At 41.7% G+C, this 15,397-nt stretch carries 16 protein-coding genes; all 16 read left to right on the top strand.

The window, feature by feature from the left end:
* Position 1 precedes the first annotated feature (1 nt).
* The 16 genes from spoIIIAF (at position 2) to recN (ending at position 15,276) form a co-directional block, all read left to right on the top strand.
* Positions 2–607 (top strand): stage III sporulation protein AF, encoded by a 606-nt coding sequence (gene spoIIIAF, locus FHS45_RS13360; protein WP_062446634.1) that lies wholly within the window; start codon positions 2–4, stop codon positions 605–607.
* Positions 600–1,220: a stage III sporulation protein AG gene (spoIIIAG, locus tag FHS45_RS13355; protein WP_062446632.1), complete on the top strand. Its 621-nt coding sequence runs from the start codon at positions 600–602 to the stop codon at positions 1,218–1,220. The genes spoIIIAF and spoIIIAG overlap by 8 nt, the downstream gene beginning before the upstream one ends.
* A gap of 15 nt (positions 1,221–1,235) precedes the next feature.
* Positions 1,236–1,784 carry a SpoIIIAH-like family protein gene (locus FHS45_RS13350; protein ID WP_062446630.1) on the top strand — a complete coding sequence of 183 codons (549 nt, stop codon included), beginning with the start codon at positions 1,236–1,238 and terminating at the stop codon, positions 1,782–1,784.
* Between the two features lie 239 nt (positions 1,785–2,023).
* Positions 2,024–2,536: an acetyl-CoA carboxylase biotin carboxyl carrier protein gene (gene accB / locus FHS45_RS13345; protein WP_062446628.1), complete on the top strand. Its 513-nt coding sequence runs from the start codon at positions 2,024–2,026 to the stop codon at positions 2,534–2,536.
* Positions 2,537–2,549: 13 nt separating this feature from the next.
* The gene (gene accC, locus FHS45_RS13340; RefSeq protein ID WP_062446626.1) at positions 2,550–3,905 is read left to right on the top strand and encodes an acetyl-CoA carboxylase biotin carboxylase subunit; all 1,356 of its coding nucleotides are present in this window, start codon (positions 2,550–2,552) and stop codon (positions 3,903–3,905) included.
* Positions 3,906–3,924: 19 nt separating this feature from the next.
* Positions 3,925–4,323 (top strand): Asp23/Gls24 family envelope stress response protein, encoded by a 399-nt coding sequence (locus FHS45_RS13335; RefSeq protein ID WP_062446623.1) that lies wholly within the window; start codon positions 3,925–3,927, stop codon positions 4,321–4,323.
* Positions 4,324–5,084: 761 nt separating this feature from the next.
* The gene (gene nusB / locus FHS45_RS13330; protein WP_062446621.1) at positions 5,085–5,465 is read left to right on the top strand and encodes a transcription antitermination factor NusB; all 381 of its coding nucleotides are present in this window, start codon (positions 5,085–5,087) and stop codon (positions 5,463–5,465) included.
* 20 nt (positions 5,466–5,485) lie between these two features.
* Positions 5,486–6,340, top strand: coding sequence for a bifunctional methylenetetrahydrofolate dehydrogenase/methenyltetrahydrofolate cyclohydrolase FolD (gene folD / locus FHS45_RS13325; protein WP_062446619.1), 855 nt, complete (start codon positions 5,486–5,488; stop codon positions 6,338–6,340).
* A 14-nt stretch (positions 6,341–6,354) separates the two neighbouring features.
* Positions 6,355–7,704, top strand: coding sequence for an exodeoxyribonuclease VII large subunit (gene xseA / locus FHS45_RS13320; protein WP_062446617.1), 1,350 nt, complete (start codon positions 6,355–6,357; stop codon positions 7,702–7,704).
* Entirely contained in the window at positions 7,697–7,933 is a 237-nt protein-coding gene (locus tag FHS45_RS13315; RefSeq protein ID WP_062446610.1) for an exodeoxyribonuclease VII small subunit, read from the top strand. The genes xseA and FHS45_RS13315 overlap by 8 nt, the downstream gene beginning before the upstream one ends.
* Positions 7,933–8,817: a polyprenyl synthetase family protein gene (locus tag FHS45_RS13310; protein WP_062446609.1), complete on the top strand. Its 885-nt coding sequence runs from the start codon at positions 7,933–7,935 to the stop codon at positions 8,815–8,817. The genes FHS45_RS13315 and FHS45_RS13310 overlap by 1 nt, the downstream gene beginning before the upstream one ends.
* A gap of 699 nt (positions 8,818–9,516) precedes the next feature.
* Positions 9,517–10,116 carry a hypothetical protein gene (locus FHS45_RS13305; protein ID WP_062446608.1) on the top strand — a complete coding sequence of 200 codons (600 nt, stop codon included), beginning with the start codon at positions 9,517–9,519 and terminating at the stop codon, positions 10,114–10,116.
* Between the two features lie 20 nt (positions 10,117–10,136).
* Positions 10,137–12,029, top strand: a complete 1,893-nt coding sequence (dxs, locus tag FHS45_RS13300) for a 1-deoxy-D-xylulose-5-phosphate synthase (protein ID WP_062446607.1) — start codon at positions 10,137–10,139, stop codon at positions 12,027–12,029.
* Positions 12,030–12,033: 4 nt separating this feature from the next.
* Positions 12,034–12,858 (top strand): TlyA family RNA methyltransferase, encoded by an 825-nt coding sequence (locus FHS45_RS13295; RefSeq protein WP_062446606.1) that lies wholly within the window; start codon positions 12,034–12,036, stop codon positions 12,856–12,858.
* Positions 12,859–13,016: 158 nt separating this feature from the next.
* A complete protein-coding gene (ahrC, locus tag FHS45_RS13290; RefSeq protein WP_062447998.1) occupies positions 13,017–13,466 on the top strand; it encodes a transcriptional regulator AhrC/ArgR in 450 nt (149 codons plus the stop codon).
* A gap of 67 nt (positions 13,467–13,533) precedes the next feature.
* The gene (gene recN, locus FHS45_RS13285; RefSeq protein ID WP_062446605.1) at positions 13,534–15,276 is read left to right on the top strand and encodes a DNA repair protein RecN; all 1,743 of its coding nucleotides are present in this window, start codon (positions 13,534–13,536) and stop codon (positions 15,274–15,276) included.
* Positions 15,277–15,397: the final 121 nt, after the last annotated feature.

Genomic DNA, 15,397 nt, shown 5'->3' with positions numbered 1-15,397 from the left:
CGTGGCATTCATTATTCAATGGGTGACGGAAATAGTTATTTTTTTATTGCTGGCAATGGTGATCGATTTCCTGCTTCCTTCTGGACAAATGCAAAAGTATGCCAGGTTGGCTATTTCTCTCATACTCGTCTTAATTTTCCTCAATCCATTGTTCCGATTATTCAACACGGATGTAAACCAGTTGATTCAAACACAGGCTCAAACATTCTCGACCGAGATAGTGAAAGAAGAAGCGTTAAAAAAATCAGTTGAAACAAAGAAAAGTGAAATACAAGCCACACAGGATGCATATATATTAGAACAAATGGTTGTCCAAATGAAATCTCACGCAGAAGAAAGGCTTGCCCAGGACTTCACCGCTGAAATAATGGATATTACCTTCCTGTTCAAAGATGAAGTGAAAGACCTGGAACATCTGGAAACTGTCCAGGTGTCTTTGAAAGAGGCTGAAACAGTGGAATCCATTGAGCACATTGATATTGACTTAGACAAACCTGCGGAAGAAAAGGACGAGCAGACTAATGAAGCAATCGTAACTTATTTAGCAGAACTTTGGCAGTTGGACCAAGACAGAATCACGATTCAATGGGAGGGTGCAAATGAGTAAATGGCAGGAGATTTTTTCCTTCTTAAAAAAAGATGACGGTAAAAAGCTCAATAAAAGAGGCTATATCGTCCTAGTCGGATTGATTGGTCTTTTGCTGTTAATGGTTGGGAACATTTTTCAAAAATCTTCCCCGGACCCAATTGATTTGTCCACACAGCCAGATCCGGGCGCTGCTGCAGAAACTGCTGTTCACAACGCCGATACAGAAGAAGGGATCAAGGATCTTGAAAAAAGCTATGAAAAACAGCTCACACCGTTAATAGAAAATATAAAGGGAGTGAGTGAGGTAGAAGTAATGATCAACCTTGAAGCAACCAAAGAAAAGGTTTACGACAAAAACCTTATTATTGGAAAGCAGACCACTGAAGAATCAGATAAAAACGGTGGGGAGAGGAGTATCGAAGATTATTCCCGGGAGCAGCAGCTGGTGTTGGTAAGGCAAGGCGATCAGGAGCTTCCATTATTGATACAAACAAAAAAACCTAATGTCAAAGGGGTGTTGGTGGTAGCAAAAGGTGTAGATCATATGCAAGTAAAGCAATGGGTAGTCGAAGCAGTCTCAAGAGTGATGGATGTACCGAGTCATAGAGTATCGGTCATGCCTAAAAATTAATAAGGGGGAAGAGTAATGGTTAAAAAGCAAACCGTTTGGTTATTGACAATGTTGAGTCTGATGATTGTGTTGAGTGTTTATTATATGACGGCACCAGAAGGCGATGAAATGGCGTTCATCAATGATGAGGAATGGAACCAGAACGAATCAGGAGATGACATGGCAGCTGATGCAAATAATGAAGAGGGCACAATTATCAGCCAAATGTCAGCGGAAGAGATGTTTGCTGCCATCCGTATGCAAAAGCAAGATGCAAGAGACAAACAGCATGAGCAATTATCTGATATCGTAGCCTCCAGTGATTATAGCGCAGATGAAAAAAATGATGCTTTACAGGAAATGCAACAGTTACAGGAACTACAAACAAAAGAGTCGATTCTAGAAACGACCATTCAGGCAAATGCTCAGTATGATGATGTCTTGGTTCGAGTGGAAGAGGATGTCATTAATGTAACCGTCAAAGCAAATGAACTTTCTAAAAAAGAAACAAACAATATCATTAAAATGGCAGTCGATGAGTTTGGTGAAAAACCAGTCAGGGTAAAATTCCAACCATCTAACTAAATAAAAAAGATCTCTCTCAGAGAGGTCTTTTTTATTTGTGGGGTGAAACGAGATGGTAAATCAGGACAAATGGGGTTCCAGTTCTTAATTCAAATGAAGGTTGGGAACAGTAATAGTTAACTAAATGGAAAACGCTTTTGTACAAAGTTGAAGTTTCTACTGCTTTTATCGTAGAATGTTATAAGGAGTTATTAATACCTGTTATTAAATCCGTAATAAAAAAACAAGGGGTGCCATCTATGTTGAAGGTTCAAGAAATCCGAGAATTAATTAGATTAATTGATGATTCTAAAATCGATGAATTCTGTTTTGAAACAAACGGAACAAAAGTAACCATGAAAAAACAAGGCGGACAAGTTGTCAGCCAGCAACTGCAAGAACCTGTGCAAGCTGCGGCTCCTGTTCAAGAAGAAAAGCAGCCACAACCAGAGCCGGTAAAAGAAAAAACAGAACAAAAACCTGCGCAGGAAGAGAACAAGCAAGAAGCACCAGCAGCTTCCCAGTCAGATTATGATGCAGAGGTTACCTCACCGATGGTCGGAACCTTCTATACTGCTTCCTCACCAGATAGTGATCCATATGTAAGAGTTGGCGATAAGGTAAAACCTGACTCTGTGGTGTGTATTGTAGAAGCGATGAAATTATTTAATGAAATCGAAGCGGAAGTATCCGGAGAAATCGTAGAAATATTGGCAGAAGATGGAGAACTAGTCGAATACGGACAGCCACTTTTCCGGGTTAAGACCGTTTAATGGGGGTAGCTGTATGATTAAAAAGTTGTTGATTGCCAATAGAGGTGAAATTGCAGTTCGTATCATAAGGGCTTGTAAAGAAATGGGCATTGAAACAGTGGCGATTTATTCAGAAGCTGATAAAGAAGCCTTGCACGTTCAGCTTGCAGATGAAGCTTATTGCATCGGCCCGACACTGAGTAAAGACAGTTACTTAAATTATACAAATATTATGAGCCTGGCCAAGTTGACAGATGTAGATGCCATACACCCGGGGTACGGTTTTCTCTCTGAAAATGCAGAGTTTGCGGAGATGTGCGAAGAATGTAATGTGACCTTTGTGGGGCCATCTGCATATGCTATTTCAAAAATGGGCACAAAAGATGTTGCTCGTGAAACGATGAAAGAAGCAGGTGTACCTGTAGTTCCAGGGTCCGAAGGGATTATTGCAGATGAGGACGACGGGCTGAAAGTTGCAGAGGAGATTGGTTATCCTGTTATCATAAAAGCAACTGCTGGCGGTGGCGGTAAAGGTATCCGTGTTGCCCGTGACCAGGATGAATTGGTTAAAGGGATCCGGGTCACTCAAAATGAAGCAGAAAAAGCTTTTGGAAATCCTGGAGTTTATATCGAAAAATTCATTGAAGATTTCCGCCATGTGGAAATTCAAGTATTAGCTGATAATTTCGGTAATGCAATTCATTTAGGAGAACGGGATTGTTCAATTCAACGTCGTTTACAGAAGTTGATTGAAGAAACTCCGTCCCCTGCCATCACTTCGGAAATCAGGGCGGATATGGGTGAAGCAGCTGTAAGAGCCGCGCTGGCTGTTGATTATTCGGGAGCAGGGACTGTTGAATTTATATTTGACCAGGAGCAGAATACTTACTACTTCATGGAAATGAATACACGTATTCAGGTAGAACATCCAGTCACTGAGATGGTCACTGGAGTGGATTTGATCAAAGAACAAATCAAAGTAGCCTCAAATGAGAAGCTTGAATACGCTCAGGAAGATATAACATTTGAAGGATGGGCGCTGGAGTGCCGAATTAATGCAGAGGATCCATTCAAAGATTTTATGCCTTCACCTGGGAGAATAGAAATGTACCTGCCGCCAGGAGGTTTGGGGGTAAGAGTGGATTCTGCAGCTTACCAAGGTTACATGATTCCTCCATACTATGATTCCATGATTGCTAAATTGATCACTTATGGAAGAACAAGAGAAGAAGCTATCAACCGGATGAGCCGGGCGTTGGATGAGTTTGTTGTCGATGGCATCAAAACCACTATCCCATTTCATCAGCGAATGATGAAACATCCTGTTTTTGTCGGCGGAGACTTCAACACAAAATTTTTAGAGAAATATACTATAATGAAAGATGAATAGTGGGGAAGGAGTGAACGGAATGAGTGAACAGCGCTTATTGAATGTAAGCAGTGATTCTTCACTAGGAAATGTTGAGATTGCCCCGGAAGTCATAGAGGTCATTGCGGGGATTGCTGCTTCTGAAGTAGCAGGGGTAGCATCCATGCGTGGAAACTTTGCTTCAGGGGTTGTAGAACGGTTAGGGAAGAAAAATCATGGGAAAGGTGTCAAAGTCGAGCTGGAAGATGACGGAATAAGCATTGACGTGTTTGTCGTTATGGACTATGGCATTGCGATCCCGGCTGCAGCTCAAAAAATTCAGGACAATATCCGCCAGGCTTTAATAAACATGACGGCATTAGAAATAAATGAAATCAATATCCATGTCGTTGGTGTTCAAATGGAACTGAAAGAAGACGAAGTAGTAGAAGAACAATAAAATAAACGTCATAGGTCTCTCTAGCTGAGATCTATGGCTTTTTTAATTTATAAGTCCTGTTAAAGCAACGCATTGATTTTCCATTTAAGCTCCCTTTTACTGATGACTCAGTTTCGAGACTTTTGATTGCGATTATTGTGGCGGGGAAAACGGATCGCTTTCCGTGGGCATGTGGTGAGCTTCCTCAGGCTTCGCCTTGCGGGATCTCACCGCTCATGTTCATCCCACTGGAGTCTCACCGTTTTCCCAGCCACCAAACGTTCGTTAGTTTCTCGAAACTTCGATCAAAATAGAGGGCTTTTGGAGCAGAAAATACGGTCAACTTACCATTGTAATAGGATTCTCATCACAAAATATGTCTGGACTTTCAAAACACGATTTCGAATATCTTATATGGCAAGGGCGTGGGGGAGCGGGGAGACTCCTACGGGAAAAGAGTTCCAGGTGAGACCCCGCAGAGCGTTAGCTCGAGGAGGCTCAACGAACTCCCGTGGAAAGCGACTCGTTCCCCACGCCTCGCTCCTCCAACCAATATCTTGAAATCAAGTCTTCGACTTTTCGGCCTTTAGTTGAATAAGCATCTTATGAAATAATGACTGCGTTTTTGCCCCCAAAATTCAATATAGGGATATGAAAAGGGATTCATTAAAATGAATCTTCTGAATGCAGGCCAGGTGTGGGTTTAATATAGCTTTTCGAGTGATAAAATGTTATCATGCATACGGATATAACGTTAAAGAGGATTTAAAGGAGATTAAAACATGAAACGACACCTAGCTCGCGAGAAAGCTTTTCAAGTATTATTTCAAGTTGACGTCAATGATATCGATATGGAAGAGGCAATCGAACATGTATTAGAAGAAACAAAGAGTGATGCATTTATGGAGCAATTGATTCATGGTGTTTTTGCTCAGAAGCAAGTACTGGATGAAAAAATTTCAAATCACCTGGAAAATTGGACGATAAAGCGTCTTCCACTAGTGGAAAAAACTCTATTGCGAATGGCAGTGTATGAAATGGATTTTGTGGAGGACGTTCCTGCGCAGGTAGCAATCAATGAAGCAGTGGAATTGGCGAAAGTCTTCGGAGACGAGAAATCCGGGAAGTTCGTCAATGGTGTATTATCTAAAATGACCAAATAAATGTAGAGGGGTTGTTTCGTGTGGGTGCAAATATCATATATGGAAAAGAATTGGCAGCAGAGCTTCGCGAAGAAATGAAGCAGGAAGTAGCAGAGTTAAAAACCAAAAATATTGTACCAGGATTGACAGTCATCATTCTCGGGGAAGATCCAGCATCACTTTCCTATGTAAGAGGAAAGCAAAAGGCATCGGAAAAGGTTGGCATGGAATCTAACTTGATTGAAATGCCTGAAACAACTTCTGAACAAGAATTATTAGATTTAATCGCAGAGCAAAATGCTGAGGAATCTGTGCATGGCATTCTCGTTCAACTGCCGTTACCAGCACATATATCGGAGCAGAAAGTGATTGAAGCGATTGATCCGGCAAAAGATGTAGATGGCTTTCATCCGATAAATGTCGGAAGAATGATGACAGGGCAGGATACCTTTTATCCTTGTACACCATATGGGATATTAGTAATTTTGAAAAAGGCGGAAATCGACATAAAAGGAAAGCATGTAGTAGTGGTTGGGCGCAGTAACCTCGTGGGTAAACCCGTTGGTCAACTGTTATTGAATGAACACGCAACCGTTACCTATTGCCATTCTAAAACTCCTGATTTGGGTTATCATACAAAACAAGCTGATATAGTTATTGTTGCGGCAGGAAAAGCTGGTCTCGTTACTGGTAAGCATATTAAAGAAGGTGCGGTCGTTATTGATGTAGGTGTCAACCGGGTAGATGGAAAACTAGTAGGTGACGTCGACTTTGACTCCGTTGAGCCAATTGCCTCCCATCTTACTCCAGTGCCAAAAGGTGTTGGGCCGATGACAATTACCATGTTATTACATAACACGATTAAAGCTGCTAAAAAAATTTATAATGTCATATAAAAGGAGCTTTTCACGTGGACGATCGCTATTTAACAGTTACAGCTCTTACAAAATATATCAAGCGTAAATTTTCATCAGATCCTCATTTGAAGGAAGTATGGCTGCGTGGAGAAATTTCAAACTTCAAACATCATAGCAGGGGACATATGTACCTTTCCTTAAAGGATGATAAAGCGAGACTACAGGCTGTGATGTTTGCGGGGAATAATCGATTTCTAAAATTCACTCCGGAAAATGGGATGAATGTCCTCGTTAGAGGAGAAATCGGAGTATATGAACCGATGGGTCAATATCAGTTGTATATCCACGAAATGGAACCTGATGGAATAGGAGCATTGTATCTCGCTTTTGAACAACTGAAAGAAAAGCTTGAAAAAGAAGGTCTGTTTGAACCAGCCACGAAAAAACAGCTGCCTGTCTATCCGAAGCATATCGGCATTATCACCTCCCCTACAGGAGCCGCCATCCGGGATATTTTAACCACCATAAATCGAAGATATCCGGTGGTGAAACGATCAGTATTGCCAGTGTTAGTGCAAGGAGAAAGAGCGAAGGATTCCATAGTCAAGGCTATTGAATATGCTAACCGTATAGGGGCATTCGATGTCTTGATTGTCGGCAGGGGCGGAGGATCAATTGAGGATTTATGGAGTTTTAATGAGGAGGCGGTTGCTCGTGCAATTGCTGAATCTCATATCCCTGTCATTTCAGCTGTAGGGCATGAAACGGATTATACTATCAGTGATTTTGTGGCAGATATTCGTGCGGCTACACCAACCGGCGCAGCGGAATTAGCGGTGCCATCACAAGTGGAGCTAAATCAAAGAATCATGGTATTGAATCAGCGGCTTCACCGTGCTTTGCAAAATGAACATACAGCAGCATGGAAGCGGTTGGACCGCCTTAAGCGCTCTTATGCTTTTAAATACCCGGCACAACTGACGCGTCAAAAAGAACAACAACTTGACCGGTTGATTGATTCATTGAACAAGCGTATGGAAACACACCAAAAGCAAAAATTAGATACCTTAAAGCATATTAATACCAGGCTGCATCAGCATCATCCTGAAAGACAAGTAAAACAAACGAAGGAACGGATCGAACTACTGAGTCAGCGTTTAAACCGGGAGATAGGCATACAATTGAATGAGAAGCAAAAACAGTTTAATAATTTACTGGAAAAAATGACCCTTTTGAATCCACTGGACATAATGAAAAGAGGGTATGCTATTCCTTTCAATGAAAGTGGAAATGTAATTAGGGGAGTAGAATCGGTTCAGCCTGGAGAAGCCATCCAATTAAAACTTCAAAATGGAAGTTTGGACTGTCAGGTTTGGGGGATTGAGGAGGATGAATATGAGTGAAAACTATAAAGAGCTGAGCTTTGAAGAAGCGATTGAGCAACTCGAGTCTCTAGTAGAAAAACTTGAAGAAGGCGATGTCCCTTTGGAAAAGGCGATCAATTATTATCAAGAAGGAATGAAACTTTCGAAAACATGCAGTGAAAAATTGAATCGCGTGGAACAGCAAATGCAGCAGATCATGAATGAACATGGCGAATTCGAACCGTTTTCGGTGCAGGAGGAAGAATAGTGGATCAGTCACTTTCTTTTTATTTAGAACAACACCAGGCTCTCATCAATGATTATCTGGAAGATTATATTACCAATAAACCAATCCTGTCCAGCTTAAAAACCTCCATGCTATACTCTATCCGGGCCGGTGGTAAACGGCTGCGTCCAATTTTAATGATGGCTGCCTGTGAAGCCTTTGGCGGTAAGAAGAAGGACGTTCTCCCTGTAGCGGCGGCTCTGGAAATGATTCATACTTATTCTTTGATACATGATGACCTGCCGGCTATGGATGATGATGATTTACGTCGAGGACAGCCGACCAATCACAAAAAATTCGATGAAGCGACAGCTATTCTAGCTGGAGATGCTTTGTTGACTTTAAGTTTCCAAACTATCATGGAAGCGGAAGGTCTATCTGATATACAGAAGGTACACCTGGTGAAAAAGCTTTCGATAGCAAGCGGTGCCCTTGGAATGGTAGCAGGCCAATTGATGGATATGGAAAGCGAAGGCAAAGAAATTCCACTGGAAAACCTGGAGCAGATTCATCACTTGAAAACTGGAAGGCTGATCAGTTACGCTTTAATGTCCGGGGCTTACATTGGAGGAGCAAATGAAAGTCAGCTACAATCTCTCGTAGAAACCGCTGACTTATTAGGAATTATTTTTCAAATCCAGGATGATATTCTTGATGTCAGTGGTAACGCAGCTAAACTTGGTAAACCAGTGGGCAGTGATACTATTAATAACAAAAGTACTTATCCAGGTATACTTGGAATAGAAGGTTCCCTTAAAACTAAAAACCTCTATGTGAATCGGGCAAAAACTTCCCTTAGAGAGGCTGAGGTGGGGAATACGATGCTTTTCACCTTGATCGATCACCTTAGCGACAGAGATCATTAAAAGTATTGTTTAATTGAGGAAGTCTGACGTTTATGGTATATTATTAAGTACATAAGGGATGGTGCAGTATTCTAGTCAGCCCTCCGTTCCTGAAGGCGGGCCTAAAAATCCGCCAAAGGGCATATCGATGAAGTTCCTTGTGTTGGCTTGAGGCGCCCAGCCTTGGGTCGATGCTGGGAGTTAAGGTAGTGGGGCGATCCACAAAGGCATGTGGGCGTTGACCCCGCTTCCGCGGAGGCCCATATCTGTGGTGGTTTCTTAGCCGGAAACCACGATGGAATGGGGTATGAACCTGCTTCATATGGAGGAATTCTGTATGAGCAGCGTAGCCTGCCTTGAGTGGACTTGAGGGGATTATGGAATTAAAGATGCATTAAAATGGATGGCCACCATTTTATGCAGCCTTTTCGCCATATGAAATCAAGCCTGCAAAAGAGGCTAAGGAACGGTCAAAGGCTGTTGAGGAAATCTCCTAGACTGTTTGCCAAGACACACAATAGGAATTATAGTGCGGACTAAGTGGTAATCCAGTCCGACTTTCGGAGACGGAGTCGATCCGGGTTTAAAGGGGAACCGCCAGAATGGTGACATTCGGCACCTGGATGGGAAAACCTACTGGACCTAAGCTGCAATTTTTACCTATTGGGTGACCATTCCTTTTCTTACATAAAATAATTACCAAACTGATAGAGGTTATAAATGGATAATCAATTAAAAAAATCATTAAGATTCAGTATAAGTATCGCCGTTATCACATTTGTGTTAGCGGCTATTTTTTCAGTGATTTCTTCTTCGGTACTGAGCGGTGTAATCTGGTATATAGGGTTAGTTATCGTTTTCCTTATAGTGCTGGTTGGTGTTATATTTGATATGTTAGGAATTGCAGCAACTGCTGCCTCAGAACCGCCATTCCATGCAATGGCTGCAGAAAAAGTTCCTGGAGCCAAACAAGCGATCCTCATTGTCCGAAATGCCGACCGGTTCGCGAGCTTCTGTAATGACGTTATAGGAGATATTTCCGGTATCGTTAGTGGGACGGCCTCTGCTATTGTGGTCATCCAGCTGGCCAATTCATTTGGTCATTCGGAAGGATCTACGTTGCAAATAACTATTTCTGTTATTATGACTAGTATAGTTGCAGCACTGACTGTCGGCGGTAAAGCTATCGGCAAGTTTTTAGCTATTCACTCTTCTACGAAAATTATCTTTTTTGCTGCAAGAGTGATCGCATGGATTGAAAATAAATTGAAAATAAATATCGTATCGAAACCAGCCGAGGCTTCCAGAAAAACACGTTAATAAAGATAGGAGGTCCATTTATGGATCTAAAAACAATTCAAGATCCTTCGTTTGTAAGGGATCTATCCAACGAAGACTTGAAACAGCTAGCCTCAAACATCAGAACTTTTTTAATTGAAAACCTTTCAAAAACAGGCGGTCACCTTGGAGCCAATCTTGGTGTCGTGGAATTGACACTAGCGCTTCACAAGGTTTACGAGAGTCCAAAAGACCGGTTTATTTTTGATGTTGGTCATCAATCATACATTCACAAAATATTGACTGGCCGTGCAGGTCAGTTTGATACATTAAGGCAATATAAAGGATTATGCGGTTTCCCAAAACGGTGTGAGAGCGAGCACGATCTTTGGGAAACAGGTCATAGTTCCACCTCCCTCTCAGCAGCAATGGGAATGGCAATTGCCAGGGATGTAAAAGATGAAAAACATGCTATCCTGCCAATCATCGGGGACGGAGCATTAACTGGCGGTATGGCTCTTGAAGCATTGAATCATATTGGCCATGAAAAAAAGAACATCACAGTGATTCTCAATGATAATGAAATGTCCATTGCTAAAAATGTTGGAGCGCTTCATAACGCTTTAGGACGAATGAGGAGTGCAGGGAAGTACAACCGGGCGAAAGATGATCTGGAATGGTTACTTAAAAAAATTCCTGCTGTCGGTGGAAGGCTTGCCCAGGCTGCCGAACGTCTTAAAGATAGTATGAAGTATTTTGTTGTGCCTGGCATGTTTTTCGAAGAACTTGGATTTACGTATTATGGTCCAGTGGATGGTCATGATTTTAACGATTTATTAGAAAACCTTAATTATGCCAAAAAGACGGAAGGACCAGTAATCGTACATGTTATGACGCAAAAGGGGAAAGGTTATCATCCTGCAGAGTCTGACCAAACAGACAAATGGCATGGGGTCGGGCCGTATAAAATCGATTCAGGAGAGAAAATCAAACCTGACGCCGCCCCGCCTGCATGGAGTTCTGTTATAACAGAAGCGCTGCGCCGTGAGGCAAGAAGCGATGAACGAATAGTTGCCATTACACCAGCGATGATCCTTGGCTCTAAATTAGAAAAATTCGGTGAAGAATTTCCTGATCGCTTATTTGATGTTGGAATTGCAGAGCAGCATGCAACCACAGTGGCGGCAGGTTTGGCTACACAGGGGATGAAGCCATTCCTGGCGATTTATTCCACTTTCTTACAACGTGCTTATGACCAGGTAGTGCACGATGTTTGCCGGCAAAAACTCAATGTTGTTTTCGGTATCGATCGGGCCGGACTTGTAGGAGCTGATGGGGAAACGCATCAGGGTGTATTCGATATAGCTTTTCTCAGAAGTCTGCCAAATATGACCTTGATGATGCCTAGAGATGAGAACGAAGCTCAGCATATGGTTCATACAGCAATGAACCATGAAGGCGGGCCAATTGGCATTCGTTATCCGCGAGGTAATGCGAAAGGAGTTCAAGTTGATCCGGAACATAAATTGATTGATATTGGCAGCTGGGAAGTACTTCAGGAGGGCTCAGATGCCGTCATTCTTACATTCGGGACAACTATTGAAATGGCTTTGGAAGCAAGTGAAGAACTTAAAAAGCAAGGGATTTCAGTAAGGGTTGTCAATGCAAGGTTCATCAAACCTTTGGATGAGACAATGCTGCATGATATTATGCAGGCAGACATGCCAATTCTTACAATCGAAGAGGCCGTGTTAAAAGGTGGTTTCGGTTCAAGCATCCTTGAATTCGCTGAAGAAAACTTATATAGAAATCAAGTGATTAAACGTATGGGGATTCCTGATCGGTTCATTGAACACGGAAAAGTTCCGGAATTACTGAAAGAAATTGACCTTACCAAAGAAGCTGCCGTTTCAAATTTAAAAGAAATGACACCAAGTAAACGAAAAAGGGCTTGAACATATGGCAAAGAAACTACGACTGGATATATTACTCGTCGAAAGAGGCATAATAGAAACAAGAGAAAAAGCTAAACGAACCATAATGGCCGGGCTTGTGTATTCAGAAAATGCTCGTCTGGATAAGCCTGGTATGAAAGTGGAGGAAGATATTCCATTACATGTGAAAGGAAAGCTGATTCCCTATGTCAGCCGCGGTGGATTGAAACTTGAAAAGGCAATCAAGCAGTTTGATTTGGCTTTAAAAGATAAAATTATGATTGATATAGGTTCTTCAACAGGTGGTTTTACAGATTGCGGGCTGCAAAATGGTGTGAAGCACAGTTACGCCATTGATGTTGGATACAATCAGCTGGATTGGAAACTAAGAAACGATCCGCGTGTATATGTAATGGAACGCACCAATTTCCGTTATGTAACCCCAGAGGACTTAGAACACGGGCTTCCTGACTTTGCGTCTATCGATGTGTCATTCATTTCACTTCGTTTAATTTTGCCAGTGTTGAAAAACCTGTTGAAAGATGAAAGTGATATCGTGGCATTGATAAAACCTCAGTTTGAAGCCGGAAGAGAACAAGTAGGGAAAAAAGGGATTGTCCGCGATGCAAAGGTTCATGAAGAAGTGATCAAGAGGATTCTTGATTTTGCTGAAGAGCAGGGTTACATTTTTACGAACCTCTCGTTCTCCCCAATTACGGGAGGAGACGGAAACATTGAGTTTTTAGCGCATTTTCGTTGGAAATCCAATAAGGAAGGTTATCGCAGCTCCGATGTCGAAATAAGTAATATTGTGAAAGAAGCACATGAGACACATCGGAAGCATGCGTAGTAATGGAGAGGGCTGCCTTGATGTGTAGCCCTCCTTTTTATACTTTAAAAACCTCGATTTGGTTAAAAGAAATAATTGAGGCTATACGCTATCAGGACTTGTTGATCATCCAAGCTTGTCAAAACAGGTCCGAGGGGCTCAGATTGGAGGAAACTAACGTGAATAAAGGTCAACGTCATATAAAAATACGTGAATTGATTACTAATAATGATATTGAAACACAGGACGAACTTGTCGATCGTTTAAAGAGCCTGGGATACAACGTTACACAGGCTACGGTTTCCAGAGATATTAAAGAATTACATCTTGTTAAAGTACCAATGATTGATGGTCGTTATAAATACAGTCTTCCAGCAGACCAACGTTTCAATCCTTTAGAGAAACTTCGTCGGCTCATGATGGATGCTTTTGTAAGTATTGACCGGGCTGGTCATTTTATTATTTTAAAAACATTGCCTGGTAACGCCAACGCGGTCGGCGCTTTGATTGATAATCTGGACTGGGAAGAAATCATGGGAACGATATGTGGGGATGATACTTGTTTGATTATATGCAGAAGTGAAGAACAGACCCGGTTGATTTCTGATCAATTATTAGAAATGCTGTAAAAAGAAGGGACTACAACCTGGACATTCTTAAATATCTTTGAAATGGGGAAACTGAGGTGGCTCTACAATGTTAATGGAACTTTCAATTCGTGATTTTGCAATCATTGATCAAATTTCTGTGAATTTCAGGAATGGATTGACTGTATTGACAGGAGAAACCGGTGCAGGTAAGTCGATTATCATCGATGCGATTCAGTTACTGGCTGGCGGTCGTGGTTCGGTAGAGTTTGTACGGCATGGCAGTAAGAAAGCTGAGATTGAAGGTTTGTTTTCAATTGAAGGGTACCATCCTGTCTATGATAAAGGCGAAGAATTCGGGGTAGAAATCGAAGAAGATGGCATGGTGGTACTGCACCGCACCATTACTTCTCAGGGAAAGAGCATTTGCCGTATCAATGGAAAACTGGTAACGTTAGCGATACTTCGCGAATTCGGTAAAACGCTGATTGACATTCACAGCCAGCATGAAACACAGTCATTGATGGACGCAGAGCGTCACATCGAACTCCTGGATTTGTACGCCCATAAAGAAATTATCCCTGCAAAGGATGAATATAGGAAGTTGTATGCTAAATTTCAAACCTTGCAGAAGCGGTACAGAGAGTTAAATGATAATGAACAGGAAATGGCGCAGCGTCTTGATTTATTAGAATTCCAATGGAATGAACTTCAAGCTGCAGAGCTCCAGCCAAATGAGGATGTTTTATTGACAGAAGAACGTAACCGTCTGGTCAATTATGAAAAAATATACGCAGGCATTCATGGAGCATACCAGGCTCTTTATGGCGAACAAAAAGGATTGGACTGGGTCTCTCATGCTCTTAACGCGTTGGAGGGCGCCCAGGATTATGATGAACAGATAAAAAAAATGACCGAAGAAATGTCTAATCATTATTATTTAATGGAAGAAATGACATTTCAGCTCAGTTCTCAGCTTGAACAACTGGAATTTGATCCAGAACGGCTCGATGTCATTGAAAGTCGTTTGAATGAAATCAATCGCTTGAAGAAAAAATATGGAGAAAGCGTTGAAGAGATTCTTGAATATAGTTCCCGCATAGAAGAAGAGATGGAAGAAATAAAGAACAAGGACTCTCATTTGGCAAAACTGGAAAGCGATATTAAAGATGTTGGCCAGGATGCAGCGTTAGAAGCAAAGCATCTTCAAGATATCAGGATGAAAGCTTCAAAAGAACTTGCTATTGCTATCCAGCAGGAATTAAAAGGGCTTTACCTTGATAAGGCTGCTTTCTCTGTTGATATTCAAACGAAAAAAGGCCAGCAGGAGGATCCTCTTTTTGAGGGAAAGAATGTCAAACTACTCCCCAATGGGTTTGATATAGTGAAATTTTTAATTACTACCAATCCTGGCGAACCAATGAAGGAGATCCATAAAGTAGCCTCGGGTGGGGAGTTGTCTCGGGTAATGCTGGCATTAAAGAAAATATTCTCCAAACATCAGGGAGTGACTAGTGTCATTTTTGATGAAGTTGATACAGGAGTCAGTGGCAGGGTTGCTCAAGCGATAGCGGAGAAAATATATGGAATCTCTGAAGGTTCCCAGGTGCTTTGTATATCTCATCTTCCTCAAGTGGCGTCTATGGCTGATACACATTTACAAATTGAAAAGCATGTTACTGGAGAACGTACCGCCACATCTGTCCATGAACTGGAGGAGAAAGAAAAAGTGGAGGAAATCAGCAGAATGATTACTGGCGCTGAATTAACAGAAACGACAAAAGAACATGCCAGAGAATTATTGGAATTAGCAGCCAGGTATAAGGTGGGAGATCACTCAACATCACACTGAATCCAGTGTGATGTTGTCATTTATTATGGGAGAATTTAAACTTTTTATCCATGGATTAGCAACAGATTTGTTTCAGGAATAGTTCCCTCTTTTTTCTGAAGTTGTGTGTGTTTAAAATACT

Origin of the sequence: Thalassobacillus devorans (assembly GCF_011761345.1) — a bacterium.
Classification (GTDB): domain Bacteria; phylum Bacillota; class Bacilli; order Bacillales; family Halobacillaceae; genus Thalassobacillus; species Thalassobacillus devorans.
Note: the sequence above shows the minus strand (reverse complement) of the source record. Positions and strands in the feature narration are given on the sequence as shown.